We start from the raw sequence: 16,739 nt of genomic DNA, 5'->3' as shown, positions 1-16,739 counted from the left end.
CGGGGCAGAGCATAGAGAAGTGATGATTTCGGCCGCGCCCTCCCGTTTCGCTCCCCGCTTCGACCTCGCCCGCCTGCTCGGCCGCGACCGGCGGATTGTCGCGCTTCTGGCGCTGCTCGCCCTCGCGCTCGTCGTCGGCGTGGTGCAGGGACAGATCGGCCGCGGCAATCGCGGCATCACCCCGATCAACAGCAGCGGCGACTTCCTGACCAGCGGCATCCTGGTCGACGTCACCGGCGACAATGCCGACGACGCCCGGACCAAGGGTTGGCGCGAGGCGCAGCGCAAGGGCTGGGCGCAGCTCTATCGCGCGACCAACGGCAGCGACGGCCCGGCGCTCGGCGATTCGGTGCTCGACGGCATCGTCACCGCGATCGTCGTCGAGGAGGAACAGATCGGCCCGCGCCGCTATGTGGCCAGGCTCGGCGTCCAGTTCGACCGCGTCCGCGCCGGCCAGATTCTGGGCGTTAGCGGCCGCACCCTGCGCTCGCCCCCCTTGCTCGTCATCCCCGTCTATTCGATCGACGGCATGCAGCAGGTGTTCGAACAGCGCAGCGCCTGGCAGCGCGCCTGGGCCGAGTATAATACGGGGCAGAGCGCGATCGACTATGTCCGCACCGCGGGCACCGGCGCCGACACGCTGCTGCTCAATTCGGGCCAGATCGGGCGCCGCGGCCGCGTCTGGTGGCGCGTCATCCTCGACCAATATGGCGCCGCCGACGTGCTCGTACCGATCGCGCGCGTCGAATACAGCTATCCCGGCGGACCGATCACCGGCCATTTCACCGCGCGCTTCGGCCCCGACAACAAGCTGATCGGCGGCTTCACCATGACCGGGCCCAGCCCCGCAGCGCTGCCCGACATGATGGAAAAGGCCGTCGCGCGCATGGACCGCCTCTACACCGACGCGCTCGCCGCGGGGGTGCTGCGCACCGACACCTATCTGGTGCTCGAAAAGCCGGTCGCGGTCGAGGAACTGCCCGCAGTGGCCGATGCCGACGCCGACGCGCTGCCGACCGAAGTGGACAACAGCGTGTCGACTGCGCCGGTCGCGGGGGCGCAAAGCTTCACCGTCCAGTATAGTTCGCCCGACGTCGAATCGGTGTCGGCGACCGAGCGCGCCGTCGGCGGCATCGCGGGGGTCCAGTCGGCGGCGACCTCCAGCCTCGCGCTCGGCGGCACCTCGGTGATGCGCGTGACCTTCCGCGGCGACCTTGCCGCACTGAAGGCCGCGCTCGAAGCGCGCGGCTACAAGGTGCAGGCGGGCGGGAGCACGCTGCGGATCAGCCGCTGATGGCAGGCCCGTCGGGACAGATCGCGCTCCCGCTCGACTGGAGCGCCGGGGGCAGCAACGACGGCCCGCTGATCGTCGGCACCAGCAATGCCGATGCGGTGCGCTACCTCCGCCATGTCGGAACCTGGCCCGTGCGCACCGCGGTGCTCACCGGCCCGCGCGGCTCGGGGCGCAGCCTGATCGGGCGGCTCTTCGCGCGCGAGACCGGCGGCCGCGTCATCGACGGGCACGCCAGCGTCTCCGAAGAGGAGATTTTCCACGCCTGGAACGCCGCGCAGGCGAGCGGCACGCCGCTGCTGATCGTCGCCGACGCGCCGCCCGCCGGCTGGGACATCCAGCTTCCCGATCTGGCATCGCGGCTTCGCGCAGTGCCCGTGCTGACGATCGGCGAGCCCGACGACTGCCTCGCGCGCGACCTGATCGAGGCGCTTTTCGCGCAGCGCGGCATCGCGCTCGCACCGGGGGTCGCCTCCTATATCGTGCCGCGGATGGAGCGCAGCTATGCGACGATCCACCGCATCGTCGCCGCGCTCGACGCTGCCTCGCTCGAACGCGGCGGCGGGATCGGCGTTCGTCTCACGCGTGAAACATTACTGTCACAGGGGCTGATCGATCCCGATCTGCTCGAACGACAGGATAATGATATATGACCCTCTCCGGACAGCCGCTTCGCGCCGACAATGACGCCGATACGGCGGGCCCCGGTTTCGGCCCCGAACGCTTCTTCAACCGCGAACTCAGCTGGCTCGCCTTCAACCGGCGGGTGATGGAGGAGGCGCGCAACCCCGCGCATCCGTTGCTCGAACGGCTCCGCTTCCTGTCGATATCGGGCAGCAACCTCGACGAATTCTTCATGGTCCGCGTCGCGGGGCTGAAGGGCCAGCAATTGCAGGGGATCGACGATCCCAGCGCCGACGGCCGTTCGCCCGGCCAACAGCTCGCCGAGATCGAGGCCGAGGTGAATCGCCTCGTCGATCAGCAGCAGAGCGAGTGGCAGCGGCTGCACCGGCTGCTCGGCGAACAGGGGATCGTCGTGCACGGCACCGGCTCGGACGCCGAAAGGCTCCGCACTGCGCTCCGCCAATATTTCATCGACCAGATTTTCCCGATCCTGACGCCGCAGGTGCTCGATCCGGCGCATCCCTTTCCCTTCATCCCCAACCGCGGCCTCGGGGTTATTTTCGACCTCGAACGCAAGGCGGGTGGCGAGAATATCCGCGAACTGGTGATGATCCCGTCGGCACTGGCGCGCTTCGTGCCGGTGCCGGGCGAACCGTCGGCGTTCGTCCCGATCGAATATCTGATCGAATTGTTCGGCGACACCTTGTTCCCGGGCTATCGAATCCGATCGCGCGGGGTGTTCCGCATCATCCGCGACAGCGACATCGAACTCGAGGAAGAGGCGGAGGATCTCGTCCGGCTGTTCCGCACTGCGATCCGCCGCCGCCGCCGCGGCCGCGTCATCCTGCTCGAACTCGAAGCCGACATGCCCGGCGAACTCGCCGCAGTGCTCAACGCCGATATCCAGGGGCATGAGGCGATCGTCGCCAAGATCGACGGGTTCGTTGGCCTCGCGGCGCTGTCGGCGCTGGTCGACGTCGACCGCCCCGACCTCAAATTCCCCGCCTTCTCGGCGCGCTTCCCCGAACGCATCCGCGAACATGGCGGCGACTGTTTCGCGGCGATCCGCTCGAAGGACATCCTCGTCCACCATCCCTATGAGAGCTTCGACGTCGTGCTCTCCTTCCTGCGCCAGGCGGCGGCCGACCCCGACGTCGTCGCGATCAAGCAGACGCTCTACCGCGCGGGCAACCAGTCACCGGTAATCCGCGCGCTGATCGAGGCGGCGGAGGCGGGCAAGTCGGTGACCGCAGTGGTCGAGCTCAAGGCACGCTTCGACGAGGAGCAGAATCTGCTCTGGGCGAACCAGCTCGAACGCGCGGGGGTGCAGGTCGTCTACGGCTTCATCGAGTGGAAGACCCACGCCAAGATTTCGATGGTCGTGCGCCGCGAAGGGCAGGGGTACAAGACTTATTGCCACTTCGGCACCGGCAATTACCACCCCGTCACCGCGCGCATCTATACCGATTTGAGCTTCTTCACCGCCGATCCGCGCGCGGGGCGCGATGCCGCGCAATTGTTCAACTACATCACCGGCTATGTCGAGCCCGAGCGGCTCGACATGATCACCATGTCGCCGCTCAACATGCGCCGGCATCTCAGCGAATTGATCGATGCCGAGACCGCGGCGGCGAAGGCGGGCCTGCCGTCGGGGGTCTGGGCGAAGATGAACAGCCTCGTCGACCCCGACATCATCGACAGGCTCTACGAGGCGAGCGCGGCGGGGGTGCCGGTCGAGCTCGTCGTGCGCGGCATCTGTTGCCTGCGCCCCGGCGTGCCCGGCCTGTCGGAGACGATCCGCGTCAAGTCGGTCGTCGGCCGCTTCCTCGAGCACAGCCGCGTCTGGGCCTTCGCGAACGGCGCGGCGCTGCCGAACCGCAACGCCAAGCTCTATATCTCCAGCGCCGACTGGATGCCGCGCAACTTCGACCGCCGCGTCGAATATATGATCCCGATCGAGAATCCGACCGTCCACGACCAGATTCTGGACCAGGTGCTCGTCGCGAACCTCATCGACAATGAACAAAGCTGGGTGCTGCAACCCGATGGCACCTACATGCGCTTAACTCCGGACGACAAGCCTTTTAACTTGCATCATTATTTCATGACGAACCCGTCGCTGTCGGGCCGCGGCACCGCGCTCCATCAGCGCCAGGACGTGCCGACGCTCATCCTCGACATGCGCGAAGATTGAGCCATTGCCCTTCCGCCGAACGCCCGTCACCAAGGTCCACCGCTCGGCGGTCATCGACATCGGCTCAAACTCGGTCCGCCTCGTTGTCTATGAAGGCCCGCCACGCGCGCCGGCGGTGATCTTCAACGAAAAAGTCGCCGCCGGCCTCGGCCGTGGCCTCGCGATCGACGGCCGCATCGCGCCCGAAGACGCCGAACGCGGCCTCTATGCGCTGCGCCGTTACGCGCTGCTCGCGCGGCACATGGAGGTGCAGGACCTGCAATGCGTCGCGACCGCCGCGGTGCGCGACGCGCCCAACGGCCCCGATTTCATCGCCGGAGCGGCCGAAGCGGGCCTGACAATTCGCCTGCTGTCGGGGCAGGAGGAGGCCGAGGCGGCGGGTTATGGGGTGGTCGCAGCGATCCCCGACGCGCACGGCATCGCGGTCGATCTCGGCGGTGGCAGCCTCGAACTCGCGCAGGTGTCGAACGGTCAGGTCGGGCGCCGCAACAGCTTCCCGCTCGGCGTGCTGCGGCTCCCCGCGCTGCGCAAGGACGGGCACCAGGCGTTCGAGCGCGCGATCCGCAAGATGCTGCGCGCCAAGGATTGGCCGGGCGATTGCGCGGGACTGCCGCTCTATCTCGTCGGTGGCTCGTGGCGCGCGCTGGCGCGCCTCGACCTCGAACTCACCAACGATCCGCTTGCCGTGCTCGACCAGCACAGCCTGCCGCGCACCGCACTTCGCCGGCTGACGCGCGCGACGCAGCGGCTGAGTTTCGAGGAATTAAGGGCGATCCCCGGCATGGCGTCGAACCGCGCCGCGTCGCTGCCCGACGCCGCCGCGCTGCTCGCCGCGCTCGCCAATATCATCGACGTGCCCGAAATGACGATCTCGTCGTCGGGCTTGCGCGAAGGGCTGCTCTATCAGGCGCTCGACGCGGCGACCCGCGGACAGGACCCGCTGATCGTCGCCGCCGAGTTCGAGGGGCGCCGCCTCGCGCGCTTCGCGCCGCACGGCCCCGCGCTCGCCGACTGGATCGCACCGCTGTTCGCGGCCGAGGACCAGGCCGACAGCCGCATCCGCCTCGCCGCGAGCCTGCTCAGCGACGTCGCCTGGTCGGCAAATCCCGATTTCCGCGCCGAACGCGGGACCGAGATCGGGCTGCACGGCAATTGGCGCGGCATCGACATTCCCGGCCGCATCCTGCTCGCGCGCGCGCTGCATGCGGGCTTCGGCGGCGCCGACGGCGATTTTCCGGCGATGGGCAGCCTGGTGTCCGCCGAACGGCTGGCGCGCGCGCGGCAATGGGGGCTGGCGATTCGCCTCGCGCAGCGGCTGACCGGCGGGGTCGAGGCACCGCTCAAGGCGAGCCGCATCACGCAGGAAGACGGGAAGCTGGTGCTCCGCCTCGACGCCGGCTGGCATCATCTGGCGGGCGAATCGGTCGATCGCCGCCTGCGCTCGCTGGCGCAGGCGCTTGGCGCGAAACCCGAACTGGTGCTGCTCTAGTTTTTAGACGGCGTCGTCGATCGGCGTCGCGGCGGCGGGGTCGATCACGCTCATCACCAGCTTGCCGTTCACGACCGCAAAGCCCATCCGCCCCTCGACGAGGTCGAGCGCGGCATGGCCGAACACGTCGTTACGCCAGCCCTGGAGCATCGGGATATCGTCGCGTCGCCCTGCGGCGAGCGCCTCGAGGTCGTCGCTCCGCGCGATCAGCCGCGCCGCGACATTGAGCTCGCGCGCACGAATCTTCAGCAGCAGCTTCAAGAGGTCGGCGACGAGCACGCCCTCCTTGCCGAGCCCCGGCCCGCGCGGTGCGCGGTCGGGCAGGTCGTCGCGGCCGAGCGGCTGGGCGTTGGCCAGCGCGTCCATCAGCCGGCTGCCGATGTCGTTCGAGCGCCAGGTCGCCGACAGCCCGCGTACGCGGCCGAGCCCGTCCTGGTCCTTGGGCGGATGCGCCGCGAGGTCGGCGAGCGTCTCGTCCTTGACGATGCGCCCGCGCGGCAGGTTCTTCGTCCGCGCCTCGCGCTCGCGCCATGCGGCGAGCGCCTTCAGCCGCCCGAGCACGTCGGGCTTGCGCGACGGGATTTTGATCCGGTGCCACACCTGTTCGGGATCGATGTTGTAGTTGGCGGGATCGGCGAGCTTTTCCATTTCCTCGTCGAGCCAGTGGCCGCGCCCGGTCTTGACCAGCTTCTTGAGCATCATCGGGAAAATCTTTGCGAGATGCGTGACGTCGCCGATCGCATAGTCGATCTGGCGCTTGTCGAGCGGGCGCCGGCTCCAGTCGGTGAAGCGCGCGCCCTTGTCGAGATGGAGGCCGATCCACGCCTCGACCAGGTTCGAATAGCCGACCTGCTCGGCCTGGCCGAGCGCCATCTGGCCGATCTGGGTGTCGAAGATCGGGTGCGGCGTCTTCCCCGTCAGGTTGAAGATGATTTCGACATCCTGGCCGCCGGCGTGGAAGACCTTCAGCATCTCCTCATTGTCGACGAGCAGGTCGAGCAGCGGACCCAAGTCCATATCTTTCGCCATAGGATCGATCGCCGCGGCATGCTCGCTGTCCGCGACCTGGATCAGGCAGAGTTCGGGCCAGAAGGTATTCTCGCGCATGAACTCGGTATCGACCGCGATGAAATCGCTGTCCTTGATCAAATTGCAGAAGTCGACGAGCGCGGCGCTGGTTTCGATGAGCGGATGGACTTGCATGCCGCGCCTATACAGCTAGTTGATGCAGACGGGCAGGAAAATTTGCCCAAGCTCTTCGGGGTCGTGGAGCCGGAAAACCGGCCGGAAACGCGAAGGGGTATCGACATGCATTGGGTCGGTTGGGGGCTGGCAGCGCTCGGATTCGCGCTGCTTTTCGGGCAATATCTGGCGGGGCAGGCCGACATTTTCGTGTCGATCGCCAATCCGCGGCCGCTCGACGAGGAGCGGATGACGGTGACGATGCGCTGGTGGGGCTTCGCCGCCGAGTCGCATCAGCCGTTCGTCACGCCCGAATCCGATCATGGCCTGTGCGACGTGCGCGTCTATGCGACGCGAAAGCAGGTGCTGACTGCGCTCGTTACCTTCGGCGCGATGCGCCCGGTCACCGTCACCTGGCGCGCTCACGCCGGCATCCAGCCGCTGGGAGACGCGTGATGCCGATCGTGAGGCTCGGCGACGCGACCGACTGGACCAATTACCATGGCACCGGGGTTTGCGAAGGCGCGGTCCGCTATGCGCTGCGCAGCGGCGCCGCGCCGCGCGGGCGTGACGAACTAGCGGCCTCGGCGGCGGCGGTGCACCAATGGCTGGTCGAGGCGCAGGCGGCAGGCAAGCGCGTGCGGCCGCTCGGCGCGGGCTGGTCGCCCTCCAACGTCAACATCTGTTCGCAGGCCTGGCTGCTCCATACGCGCCGCTTCAACCGCTGCTTCCGCATCGGTCCTGACGACGTGCGCCCGGGCGTCGATGCCGCGAGGCTGATGCTCGTCGAAGCGGGCACGCTCGTCGACGAAGTGTCCGACAAGTTCGAGGAACAGGGCCGCTCGCTGTGGACCAGCGGCGCGGGCAACGGGCAGACCTTCGCGGGCGCCGCCGCGACCGGCACGCACGGATCGATGGTGACGCGCGGCGGCATCCAGGACCATATCCGCGCGGTGCAGGTCGTGACGCCCGCGGGCGTGCACTGGATCGAGCCGGCCGCGGGACTGATGAGCGACGCCTTCATCGCCGCCACCGGGTCGGTGCCGGTGCGCGACGACGATCTGTTCGCGGCGGTCCAGCTTCCGGTTGGCGCGCTGGGCATCGTCACCGCGCTGGTCGTCGACAGCGTCCCCAAATTCCTCGTCCGCCCGATCCAGAATCTGCGCAAGGTGGACTGCGCTGCGCTCGATTGGCTGGCGGCGGGCGATTTCCGGCGCTTTTCGGCAGCCTATGCGCTCGATCGCGAGCCCGATTTCGTGCAGATGATCGTCAACCCTTTCAAGCCCTTCAAACGGCCCGCGATGCTGCGCTTCCTCTACCGCGAGGAATGGCGGCCCGACTATCCGCACGCTACGCCAGGCCAGATGGGCGCGGGCTATGACGCGCTGAGCCTGCTCGGCAAGCTCCTCGACGATTATCCCTGGGCGCGCGGCGCGCTGCTCCAGTTCGCGATGAAACAGGGCTATGCCGCGGGTCCCGATGTCGACGACCCGCCGGTATTCGGAACGTGGGGCGAGGGGCTCGACACGCACCGGCCGCTCGCCGACCTGTTCAACGCCTCGGTCACTGTCGACCGCGCCGAACTGGCGCGCGTGTTCGAGCTCATCTGCGCCGTTTATACGAAGCATGGCGGCTCGACCGCGGTGACGATCCGCTTCATGGAGCGCGCCGAGGGGCTGCTCGCCCCCGCGCGCTTCGCGCATAATGCGGTGATCGACTTCGACGGGCCGCGGAGCCAGCGCACGGCCGATGCCTATGCGCGCGTCGTGGAGTTGCTCGACCGCGAGGGCGTGGTATTCACGCGCCACTGGGCGAAGAGCTGTCACCTCGACGCGGCGCGGATCGCCGCCGATTATGGTGACGACTTGCGCCGCTGGCGTGCCGCACGCGACCGACTGCTGCCCGACCCGGCCCACCGCGGCCTGTTTGGCAGTCCGGTGCTCGACGGACTGGGCCTGACGGTCTGAATCGCCCGTCGACCCTTGACAAATGGCGCGCCGGCCTGCCTTAGGCGCGGCCATATCGGCGCGGCTTTTGCCCACGCTCCCCCGAATATTGAAAGACGAAATAATGCACGCCTATCGCACGCACACCTGCGGCCAGCTTCGCGCCGAGACCGTCGGCCAGTCTGTCCGCCTCTCGGGCTGGGTGCACCGCAAGCGCGACCATGGCGGGCTGCTGTTCGTCGACCTGCGCGACCATTATGGCCTCACGCAGATCGTCGCGGACTCGAGCGATTCCGCCTTCGCGATCCTCGACGGGCTGCGCGCCGAAAGCGTGGTGACGGTGACCGGCGATGTCGTCGCGCGCTCGGCCGAGACGGTCAACGCCAACCTGCCGACCGGCGCGATCGAAGTGCGCGCGCGCGAAGTCTCGGTCCAGTCGGCGGCGGTCGAACTGCCGATGCCGGTCGCGGGCGAGCAGGAATATCCCGAGGATATCCGCCTGAAATACCGCTTCCTCGATCTGCGCCGCGAGCGGCTTCACGCCAACATCATGCTGCGTTCGAATGTGATCGCCAGCCTGCGCCGCCGCATGGTCGATCAGGGTTTCACCGAATATCAGACGCCGATCCTCACCGCCTCGTCGCCCGAGGGCGCGCGCGACTATCTGGTGCCGAGCCGCGTCCATCCCGGCAAATTCTATGCGCTGCCGCAGGCGCCGCAGATGTTCAAGCAGCTGCTGATGGTCGCGGGCTTCGACCGCTATTTCCAGATCGCGCCTTGCTTCCGCGACGAGGATGCGCGTGCCGACCGCAGCCCGGGCGAATTCTACCAGCTCGACTTCGAGATGAGCTTCGTGACGCAGGACGATGTGTTCAACGCGATCGAGCCCGTGCTCGCGGGCGTGTTCGAGGAGTTCGCCAACGGCAAGTCGGTGACCCCGGCGGGCTCCTTCCCGCGCATTCCCTATCGTGAGTCGATGCTGAAGTACGGCAACGACAAGCCTGACCTCCGCAACCCGCTGATCATCACCGACGTTTCGGCGCACTTCACCGGCTCGGGCTTCGGCCGCTTTGCCGATATCGTGGCGGCGGGGGATGTCGTGCGCGCCATCCCGGCGCCGGCGACCGCCGAGAAGAGCCGCAAATTCTTCGACGATATGAACAGCTGGGCGCAGGGCGAGGGCTTTGCGGGTCTCGGCTATGCGACGCGCAAGGGTGGTGAATGGGGCGGCCCGATCGCCAAGAACCACGGCAGCGACAAGATGGACGCGCTCGCCGCCGAGCTCGGCATCGGTCCCGACGACGGGCTGTTCTTTGCCGCGGGCAAGGAAGCGGTCGCGGCGAAGCTCGCTGGCTTTGCCCGCACCCGCGTCGCCGAGCAGCTCGAGCTGATCGACCCGAACAAGTTCGAGATGTGCTGGATCGTCGACTTCCCGATGTTCGAGGCTGACGAGGACACCGGCAAGATCGACTTCAGCCACAACCCGTTCAGCATGCCGCAGGGCGAGCTTGAAGCTTTGGAAACCAAGGACCCGCTCGACATCCTTGCCTGGCAGTATGACATCGTCTGCAACGGCGTCGAACTGTCGTCGGGCGCGATCCGGAACCATCGCCCGGACATCATGTACAAGGCGTTCGAGATCGCGGGCTACAGCCAGGCCGATGTCGATGCCAACTTCAGCGGCATGATCAACGCGTTCAAGTTCGGCGCGCCGCCGCATGGCGGGTCGGCGCCGGGCGTCGATCGTATCGTGATGCTGCTCGCCGACGAGCCGAACATCCGCGAGGTCGTGGTCTTCCCGATGAACCAGAAGGCCGAGGATTTGATGATGAACGCCCCCGCGCCGGTCAGCGACAAGCAGCTCAAGGAACTCGGCATCCGCATCGTGGATGGGCCGAAGGGCTGATCCTTATGGGCGAGCCGCGCGAACACCGGCTCGCCGCGCCGGATGGCGAACTCTGCTGGTTCGAATGGGGGGCACCGTCGGACCGGCCGTCGGTGCTGCTGCTGCACGCGACGGGTTTCCACGCCCGGCTGTGGGACCGGGTCGTCGCGGCGCTGCCCGCGGGCACGAATGTCGTGGCGCCCGACAGCCTGGGGCATGGCCGTAGCGCCAAGCCGGAAACGCTGTTCGACTGGGCGAAGACCGCCGATTTCCTGTTGCCGCTGGTCGATCGTTTCGCGGGCACGCCGCTCGTCGGTTGCGGGCACAGCATGGGTGGTTACCTGCTGACCCGGCTCGCCGCCGAGCGGCCGCAGGCGTTCCGTCACCTGTTCCTCGTCGATCCGGTGATCATGGATCCGGTCTTGTATGCCGGGGCCGCCGATCAGCCGTTACCCGATCCTGGCGAACATCCCGTCGCACGGCGGCGCGCACGCTGGGAGGGGTGGGAGGCGATGCATGCGCATTTCGGCAAGCGGCCGCCGTACATGCACTGGGACCACGCGGTCCTCGCCGATTATTGTCGCTATGGGCTGCTCCCTGCGACAGACGGCGAGGGATGGGAGTTGGCCTGTCCGCCGGCGGTCGAGGCCTCGATCTATCTCGGCGCGCTCGGGACCAGCCCGCACGATTGGCTCGGGCGCATCGCCGCGCCGGTCAGCGTGATCCGGGCGAAGACCGGCGAGCGCGAAGGGGCGCTCGATTTCTCGCTCAGCCCGACCTGGCCGGCCCTTGGCGACGCGCTCGGCGCGAAGCGGGACGAGCAGTGGAGCGAGCGCAGCCATTTCATCCCGATGGAGGCGCCACGGCGCCTTGCCGACCTCATCGCCGCGGAGCTTTGACAGGTCCGCCGGGCTGCGATAGCCAGCCAGCGGGGTTGACGGGCATCGGGGGGACGAGATGGGCCATGTGCGATGGATGCTGGGCGCGGCGCTGCTGTGCGGCGCGGTGCCGGCGGCGGCGGAGACGCTGACCGTTGCGGGGAGCTATCCGGCGGGCAACGGCAATATCAACGACCTGATCAGCATCGCGGTCGACCGCTTCGAGGGCGAGGACGGCGGCGTCCTGTCGCAGGCGCTCGAGGGCGAACTCACGGGTGTGCGCTTCGGCGGCCAGCCCTATTTCCGCGTCGTCGCACCCGAATCGGGGGTGCCGACCGATGCGCTGGTGACCGGCAGTGTGCGGACGGGCGTCGAGGAAGCGGGCTATACCGAAAAGCGCAAGCGCTGCATCGAGCAGGACCCCGCCGACAAGAGCAAGTGCCTGAAGGAAGAGGAATATGACCTGCGCTGCCGCCGCCGCGTCGCGACGGTCAGCACCAATGTCCGGCTGGTCGCGCTGGGCGACGGCAGCATCCGCTACACCCGGCCGCTGAGCGCGCGCGACGAGCAGAGCTATTGCCCCGACCGCAAGGCGAACCGCACGGTCGATGCCTTCGTCGACCAGACGCTGGAGGCGCAGGTGCGCACGATCCGCTACGATCTCGCGCCGAGCGGCTTTTCGGACAATGTCCGCGTCGACGAGAATCGCAAAGGTCTGCCCAAGGACACGGCGGAGGCGTTCAAAAATGCGATCCGCCAGACCAAGAGCGACCAGGCGGGCGCCTGCGACAGCTGGGCGGCGATCGCGCGAGACGCCGAGCCGACCGCGGCGCTCGCCTTCAACCTGGGGCTTTGCGCCGAGGCGCGGCGCGATTTCGTCGCCGCGATCGACTGGTACGGGCAGGCGCAGCGGCTGGGGTCGAAGAACCGCGACATCGGCGAAGGGCTGACGCGCATCGACCGGCACCGCCGCGCGCTCGCCGACTGGGATGCGCGGCGGGCGCTGCTCGGCGAGCGGTAAGGAACAGCTACGACGCTGTGCCAAAGGGCGACAGCAGACGATCTGGCGCTTGGTGATCGCGCGTGCCTTGGGCTAGGGTCGTGCGATGACCATATCGCTCTCCGACTTCGAAACCGGCGCCAAATATGACGGCGATTATTCGGACGACCTCGCCGAACTGCAGGAGCGGCTGGGCCGCATCCAGGCGGCGCATATCACCCACGGCCAGCGCAGCGTCATCATGTTCGAGGGCTGGGACGCGGCGGGCAAGGGCGGGATCATCACGCGCCTGACCGCGCCGCTCGATCCCCGCTATTTCGAGGTGTGGCCGATCGGCGCGCCGAGCGACGAGGAAAAGGCGCGCCATTTCCTGTGGCGCTTCTGGAAGCGGCTGCCGGGCAATCGCGAAATCTCGGTCTTCGACCGCAGCTGGTACGGCCGCGTGCTGGTCGAGCGCGTCGAGGGCTTCGCGAGCGAGGTCGAGTGGCGCAAGGGCTATGACGAGATCAACGAGTTCGAGGCGCAGCTGACGGGGTCGTCGACGCACCTCGTCAAATTGTTCGTCCACATCACGCAGGACGAGCAGGACGAGCGCTTCGCCGACCGGCTGAACGACCCGTGGAAGCGGTGGAAGACCGGGCCCGAGGATTATCGCAACCGGTCGAAGCGCAAGGATTATCTGGCCGCGCTCCACGACATGTTCGCGCAGACCGACACGCGCTGGGCGCCGTGGAAGGTGATCGACGGCAACAACAAGAAGGCCGCGCGTATCGCCGCGCTGACGCATATCGCCGACACGCTGGAGGCCGCGGTGCCGATGACGCCGCCGGGACTCGACCCCGCGACGGTCAAGCTGGCGCACAAGGCGTTCGGGTTCGAACCGAAGGATTGAAGCCTTAAAGCGACAAAAGATACGCATGTGCGCGTCGAAATTGTCTCCTTTGTCGCTTTAAGCGGCGATGCGCGGCGCGTGAAAACCATCGGGATATGGACGATGGAAAGAGCCTGACGTCGAAGGCTGGCACAGCGATGTTTTTCAGGAAAGCGCTTTTTTCTGCGGCATTCGCCCGGCTCGGCTAGCCATTCTCACCCCCAATCGCTACATGGGTCGGATGAGCCGCGCGAAGCGATCCGACGACTGGGGATTTCCCCGCTGGCGCCCCTATGGATCGTCGCGCGAAGCGCAGAAGGTCCGGCTGTGCGACCGGCACGGTTGCACCGAACCCGGCAACTGTCCCGCCCCCAAATCGCCGAACAGCCCCGAACGCTGGTATTTCTGCGAAACGCATGCGGCCGAATATAATCGCGGCTGGGACTATTTCGAAGGGCTGAGCGCCGAAGACGCCGCCGAACGCGCCGCCGAGGAGGCGCGCGGCGCGCGCAGCTATGCCAAGGCGCAGCATTATAGCTGGGGCGGATCGGGCGACGGCAGCCGCAGCGCCGACGAGATGCGCGCGCTCGAAATCCTCGACCTCGAACCCGACGCCGATTTCGAGGCGACCAAGAAGGCGTGGCGCGCGCTCGCCAAGGAATGCCATCCCGACGTCAAGCCGGGCGATGCCGAGGCGGCGAAGCGCTTTGCCGCCGGGCAGGCGGCGTTCGAGGTGCTCAAGCAGGCCGAAGATCGAAAGAGCTGGAAACCGGCCTGACCGCTGGCGAGCCCATATCGGCGATGTAAATTATAATTGACTCTATGTTATATATTTTTAACATGGAGTCATGTAGGACAAACATGGGGGATGAACGATATGCGAACGATGATGGCGTTGCTGCTCGCTGCCGCGCTGACGACGCCCGGCTTGGCCCAGTCGGCGGGCTTTCGCGATCAGGGGCTCGGCCGCGCCGAGGGCATCGTCGGCGTCGGCTTCACGCTCCCCTTGGGTGGCGGGCGCAAGGCGGAGGCACCGCGCCTCGAACTGCGTCTCGCGCGTGACACCGTCAACATCGACGGCAGCCGCCAGTCGGATCGCGAGGCGCGGCGCTTCGAAAGCCGGATCGGCATCGCGCTCGACGGCAAGCAGAGCCTGCTCCTCAATGGCCGCGCGCTCGAGCGGAAGCCGCGGAACAATCTCTCGACCGAGGCGGGGATTGCGATCGGCGTCGTCGCGGTCCTCGTGATCGGCGGGCTGCTGGTCGCCGACGCGGCGCGCGACGCGTCGGAATAGGGGCTGATTCGGGCGGAAGGCGACAAGCCGCCCTGTAATCCCGTTCGTGTCGAGCGAAGTCGAGACACCCGAAGGCAGGCGCTTCGCAAGTGTGTCTCGACTTCGCTCGACACGAACGGAAATGGAGGCGGTCGCGGGACCACCTCAAAACCGCTGCTATTTATAGATACACCCATCCAGCCCGTCGCGGCCCACAACCCCGATCCGCGCGCGGATCGTATTGCCGTAGCGGCGGGTGAAGCCCGAGGGGCTGATCGCCTCGCGCTTCTTGGGCAGCGGCAGGATCGCGGCAATGCGCGCGGCCTCGGTCGGGGTCAGCTTCGCCGCGCCATGGCCGAAATAGCGTTGTGCCCCCGCTTCGACGCCATAGGTGCCGAGCCCGGTTTCGGCGACGTTGAGATAGACTTCCATGATCCGGCGCTTGCCCCAGATCGTCTCGATCAGGAAGGTGAACCAGATTTCGGGGACCTTGCGGACATAGCGCGTCCAGCCGCTGCCCTGCCACAAGAAGACGTTCTTCGCGGTCTGCTGGCTGATCGTCGAACCGCCGCGCAGGCGCTTGCCCTTCGCGTTGCGCTCGATCGCCTCCTCGATCGCGTCGCGGTCGAAGCCGTCGTGGGCGCAGAATTTGCCGTCCTCGGCGGCGATCGCGGCGCGCACCATGTTGCGGTCGATGTTCGAGAGACTTTCCCAGTCCTTGGTGATGCCGTTGCCGTCGGTGAGCATCGTCACCGTCACCGGCGGCGGCACGACGGCATAGATCAGCACCCAGACGACCGAGATGGCGATAAACCACAGCAGCCATTTGAAGGGCCGCAGATACCAGGGGAGCTTGCGGCGCTTGGGTTTTGCTTTGGCGGTCGTCATCCCCGTTTCTTAGCCGCTTGGCGGCATGCGGCAAGCCGCCGCGTCTATGGGTGCGCCGGATCGAAGAAGATCACTGCATTGGCGGGCGGCAGGCCATCGATGGGGCGCGGCGTTTCGGCCTGCCAGGGTCTGCCTGCGTCGAAGTCGGCGATGTCGGCGTAGCGTCCGGCGATGCGGCCCGCTCCGAAGCGGTAAGGCAATCCCTCGCTATCGAGCGGGGTGGGGCCGTCAGCGACATGGAAATGCAGGTGCGGCTGGGTGACATGGCCCGAGGCGCCGACCCGGCCGATGACCTGCCCGCGCCGGACGCGCAGGCCGGGGCGGAGGCTGAGGCCGGGGGCGAGATGCTGGTAGAAGGCGTGGCGGCCGTCGGCGAGCCGCAGCACGATCATCGCGCCGGTCTCGTCCTCGACATTGGGGTGGGCGCCGGGGACCGGCTCTGTCTTGACGATGACGATCTTGGCATCGGCGACCGCGAGGACATCGGCGCCGGAGCCGTCGGGCGCGACGCCGGTGCCGGTCGATGCGGGATCGAAACCCGCGACGGGCATCCAGTCGATCGCGTGGCGACCCGGGATATGGACGCGGCCGCGAACGGCATAGGGATAGCGGCGGTGGCCGTTGTCGACGTCGGGCAGCGCGATCGCCGCCCAGGGCCCGCCGCGCAATGGGGCGCCGAACGCGGCGTCATAGGCGGGGCGCGGGGTGAAGGCGGCGCCAGCGATGGTGACCGGGTCGGATGCGGCGCCGTCGCGCTGCGGGACGAACGTGATGTGATGGACCAGCGGCGCGGGACGGTCGCGGGTCCATGGCACGGACAGGTAGATAATCGCGCGCTGTCCGGGGGCGAGGTGACTGGCGGGACCGGCCGCGGCGCCGATCCGGCGCATCGTGGCCGCGGGGTCGGCGCGGGCGATGCGGGTTCCATCGGTGGCGGCGAGGACATCGATCGCGGTGATCGCCAGCGTCCGCGCCGAGAAATTGGTCGCGTGCACTTCGTAGACCAGCCGGTTCGCGCCATCGATGCGTGCGATCGGCGGCGTGTGGGGCAGTTCGAGGTGGAGCGACTGATAGGGGCGGATATCGGCGGTTGGTTCGGCCGGAGCGGCGGTGGCGGGGGTTGCGGCGAGCAGGATGGCGAGGAACGGTAGCGGCATGGGACAATCTCCAGTGGGACGGGACCGCCGGTTGCGCCAAATCGCGGGGGCGCCGCGAGCG

Annotated in this window: 15 protein-coding genes; 12 read left to right on the top strand and 3 right to left on the bottom strand. The window is 67.7% G+C overall.

Annotation, left to right across the window (positions count from 1 at the left end; genetic code table 11):
* The first annotated feature begins 22 nt into the window (after positions 1-22).
* Genes AC1RNQ_RS05210 through AC1RNQ_RS05195 form a run of 4 tightly spaced genes read left to right on the top strand, consistent with a single transcriptional unit; the run spans position 23 to position 5,598 of the window.
* The gene (locus AC1RNQ_RS05210) at positions 23-1,294 is read left to right on the top strand and encodes a heavy-metal-associated domain-containing protein (protein WP_493170583.1); all 1,272 of its coding nucleotides are present in this window, start codon (positions 23-25) and stop codon (positions 1,292-1,294) included.
* Positions 1,294-1,944, top strand: coding sequence for an HdaA/DnaA family protein (locus AC1RNQ_RS05205; RefSeq protein WP_493169472.1), 651 nt, complete (start codon positions 1,294-1,296; stop codon positions 1,942-1,944). Before AC1RNQ_RS05210 ends, AC1RNQ_RS05205 begins: the two co-directional genes overlap by 1 nt.
* On the top strand, positions 1,941-4,109 hold the full coding sequence (locus AC1RNQ_RS05200; RefSeq protein WP_493169470.1) for an RNA degradosome polyphosphate kinase: 2,169 nt from the start codon (positions 1,941-1,943) through the stop codon (positions 4,107-4,109). The genes AC1RNQ_RS05205 and AC1RNQ_RS05200 overlap by 4 nt, the downstream gene beginning before the upstream one ends.
* A 4-nt stretch (positions 4,110-4,113) precedes the next feature.
* On the top strand, positions 4,114-5,598 hold the full coding sequence (locus tag AC1RNQ_RS05195) for a Ppx/GppA family phosphatase (RefSeq protein ID WP_493169468.1): 1,485 nt from the start codon (positions 4,114-4,116) through the stop codon (positions 5,596-5,598).
* Positions 5,599-5,601: 3 nt separating this feature from the next.
* On the opposite strand, the gene rnd is transcribed toward AC1RNQ_RS05195, so the two are convergent.
* Positions 5,602-6,801 (bottom strand): ribonuclease D, encoded by a 1,200-nt coding sequence (gene rnd / locus AC1RNQ_RS05190; protein ID WP_493169467.1) that lies wholly within the window; start codon positions 6,799-6,801, stop codon positions 5,602-5,604.
* Between the two features lie 105 nt (positions 6,802-6,906).
* Here rnd and AC1RNQ_RS05185 point away from each other — a divergent pair, with 105 nt between their 5' ends.
* The 8 genes from AC1RNQ_RS05185 to AC1RNQ_RS05150 all read left to right on the top strand — a co-directional run bounded on the left by AC1RNQ_RS05185 (position 6,907) and on the right by AC1RNQ_RS05150 (position 14,654).
* Positions 6,907-7,236, top strand: a complete 330-nt coding sequence (locus AC1RNQ_RS05185) for a hypothetical protein (protein WP_493169466.1) — start codon at positions 6,907-6,909, stop codon at positions 7,234-7,236.
* Positions 7,236-8,747 (top strand): FAD-binding protein, encoded by a 1,512-nt coding sequence (locus AC1RNQ_RS05180; RefSeq protein ID WP_493169465.1) that lies wholly within the window; start codon positions 7,236-7,238, stop codon positions 8,745-8,747. The genes AC1RNQ_RS05185 and AC1RNQ_RS05180 overlap by 1 nt, the downstream gene beginning before the upstream one ends.
* Before the next feature lie 103 nt (positions 8,748-8,850).
* Positions 8,851-10,632 (top strand): aspartate--tRNA ligase, encoded by a 1,782-nt coding sequence (gene aspS, locus AC1RNQ_RS05175; protein WP_493169463.1) that lies wholly within the window; start codon positions 8,851-8,853, stop codon positions 10,630-10,632.
* 5 nt (positions 10,633-10,637) lie between these two features.
* A complete protein-coding gene (locus tag AC1RNQ_RS05170; protein WP_493169462.1) occupies positions 10,638-11,510 on the top strand; it encodes an alpha/beta fold hydrolase in 873 nt (290 codons plus the stop codon).
* Positions 11,511-11,568: 58 nt separating this feature from the next.
* A complete protein-coding gene (locus AC1RNQ_RS05165; protein ID WP_493169460.1) occupies positions 11,569-12,510 on the top strand; it encodes a hypothetical protein in 942 nt (313 codons plus the stop codon).
* A gap of 85 nt (positions 12,511-12,595) precedes the next feature.
* Positions 12,596-13,381, top strand: coding sequence for a polyphosphate kinase 2 family protein (locus tag AC1RNQ_RS05160; RefSeq protein WP_493169459.1), 786 nt, complete (start codon positions 12,596-12,598; stop codon positions 13,379-13,381).
* Positions 13,382-13,601: 220 nt separating this feature from the next.
* Positions 13,602-14,138, top strand: coding sequence for a J domain-containing protein (locus AC1RNQ_RS05155; RefSeq protein WP_493169458.1), 537 nt, complete (start codon positions 13,602-13,604; stop codon positions 14,136-14,138).
* Between the two features lie 90 nt (positions 14,139-14,228).
* On the top strand, positions 14,229-14,654 hold the full coding sequence (locus AC1RNQ_RS05150; protein ID WP_493169456.1) for a hypothetical protein: 426 nt from the start codon (positions 14,229-14,231) through the stop codon (positions 14,652-14,654).
* Positions 14,655-14,810: 156 nt separating this feature from the next.
* Here the strand turns inward: AC1RNQ_RS05150 and mtgA are convergent, their stop codons facing one another.
* Together mtgA and AC1RNQ_RS05140 are read right to left on the bottom strand one after the other, a co-directional pair.
* Positions 14,811-15,521 (bottom strand): monofunctional biosynthetic peptidoglycan transglycosylase, encoded by a 711-nt coding sequence (gene mtgA / locus AC1RNQ_RS05145; RefSeq protein WP_493169454.1) that lies wholly within the window; start codon positions 15,519-15,521, stop codon positions 14,811-14,813.
* Positions 15,522-15,565: 44 nt separating this feature from the next.
* On the bottom strand, positions 15,566-16,678 hold the full coding sequence (locus tag AC1RNQ_RS05140) for a M23 family metallopeptidase (protein ID WP_493169453.1): 1,113 nt from the start codon (positions 16,676-16,678) through the stop codon (positions 15,566-15,568).
* Between the last annotated feature and the right edge of the window lie 61 nt (positions 16,679-16,739).

It is taken from the genome of Sphingopyxis sp. GW821-FHT12F08 (genome assembly GCF_058806755.1).
The sequence above is the reverse complement of the archived record's forward strand: the minus strand, read 5'-3'. Positions and strand labels throughout refer to the sequence as shown.

What these genes read in the sequence shown, in the direction of transcription:
- AC1RNQ_RS05210 (WP_493170583.1), top strand. Translation starts at nt 23, where the DNA reads ATGATTTCGGCCGCGCCCTCCCGTTTCGCTCCCCGCTTCGACCTCGCC.
- AC1RNQ_RS05205 (WP_493169472.1), top strand. Translation starts at nt 1,294, where the DNA reads ATGGCAGGCCCGTCGGGACAGATCGCGCTCCCGCTCGACTGGAGCGCC.
- AC1RNQ_RS05200 (WP_493169470.1), top strand. Translation starts at nt 1,941, where the DNA reads ATGACCCTCTCCGGACAGCCGCTTCGCGCCGACAATGACGCCGATACG.
- rnd (WP_493169467.1), bottom strand. Translation starts at nt 6,801, where the DNA reads ATGCAAGTCCATCCGCTCATCGAAACCAGCGCCGCGCTCGTCGACTTC.
- AC1RNQ_RS05185 (WP_493169466.1), top strand. Translation starts at nt 6,907, where the DNA reads ATGCATTGGGTCGGTTGGGGGCTGGCAGCGCTCGGATTCGCGCTGCTT.
- AC1RNQ_RS05180 (WP_493169465.1), top strand. Translation starts at nt 7,236, where the DNA reads ATGCCGATCGTGAGGCTCGGCGACGCGACCGACTGGACCAATTACCAT.
- aspS (WP_493169463.1), top strand. Translation starts at nt 8,851, where the DNA reads ATGCACGCCTATCGCACGCACACCTGCGGCCAGCTTCGCGCCGAGACC.
- AC1RNQ_RS05170 (WP_493169462.1), top strand. Translation starts at nt 10,638, where the DNA reads ATGGGCGAGCCGCGCGAACACCGGCTCGCCGCGCCGGATGGCGAACTC.
- AC1RNQ_RS05165 (WP_493169460.1), top strand. Translation starts at nt 11,569, where the DNA reads ATGGGCCATGTGCGATGGATGCTGGGCGCGGCGCTGCTGTGCGGCGCG.
- AC1RNQ_RS05160 (WP_493169459.1), top strand. Translation starts at nt 12,596, where the DNA reads ATGACCATATCGCTCTCCGACTTCGAAACCGGCGCCAAATATGACGGC.
- AC1RNQ_RS05155 (WP_493169458.1), top strand. Translation starts at nt 13,602, where the DNA reads ATGAGCCGCGCGAAGCGATCCGACGACTGGGGATTTCCCCGCTGGCGC.
- AC1RNQ_RS05150 (WP_493169456.1), top strand. Translation starts at nt 14,229, where the DNA reads ATGAACGATATGCGAACGATGATGGCGTTGCTGCTCGCTGCCGCGCTG.
- mtgA (WP_493169454.1), bottom strand. Translation starts at nt 15,521, where the DNA reads ATGACGACCGCCAAAGCAAAACCCAAGCGCCGCAAGCTCCCCTGGTAT.
- AC1RNQ_RS05140 (WP_493169453.1), bottom strand. Translation starts at nt 16,678, where the DNA reads ATGCCGCTACCGTTCCTCGCCATCCTGCTCGCCGCAACCCCCGCCACC.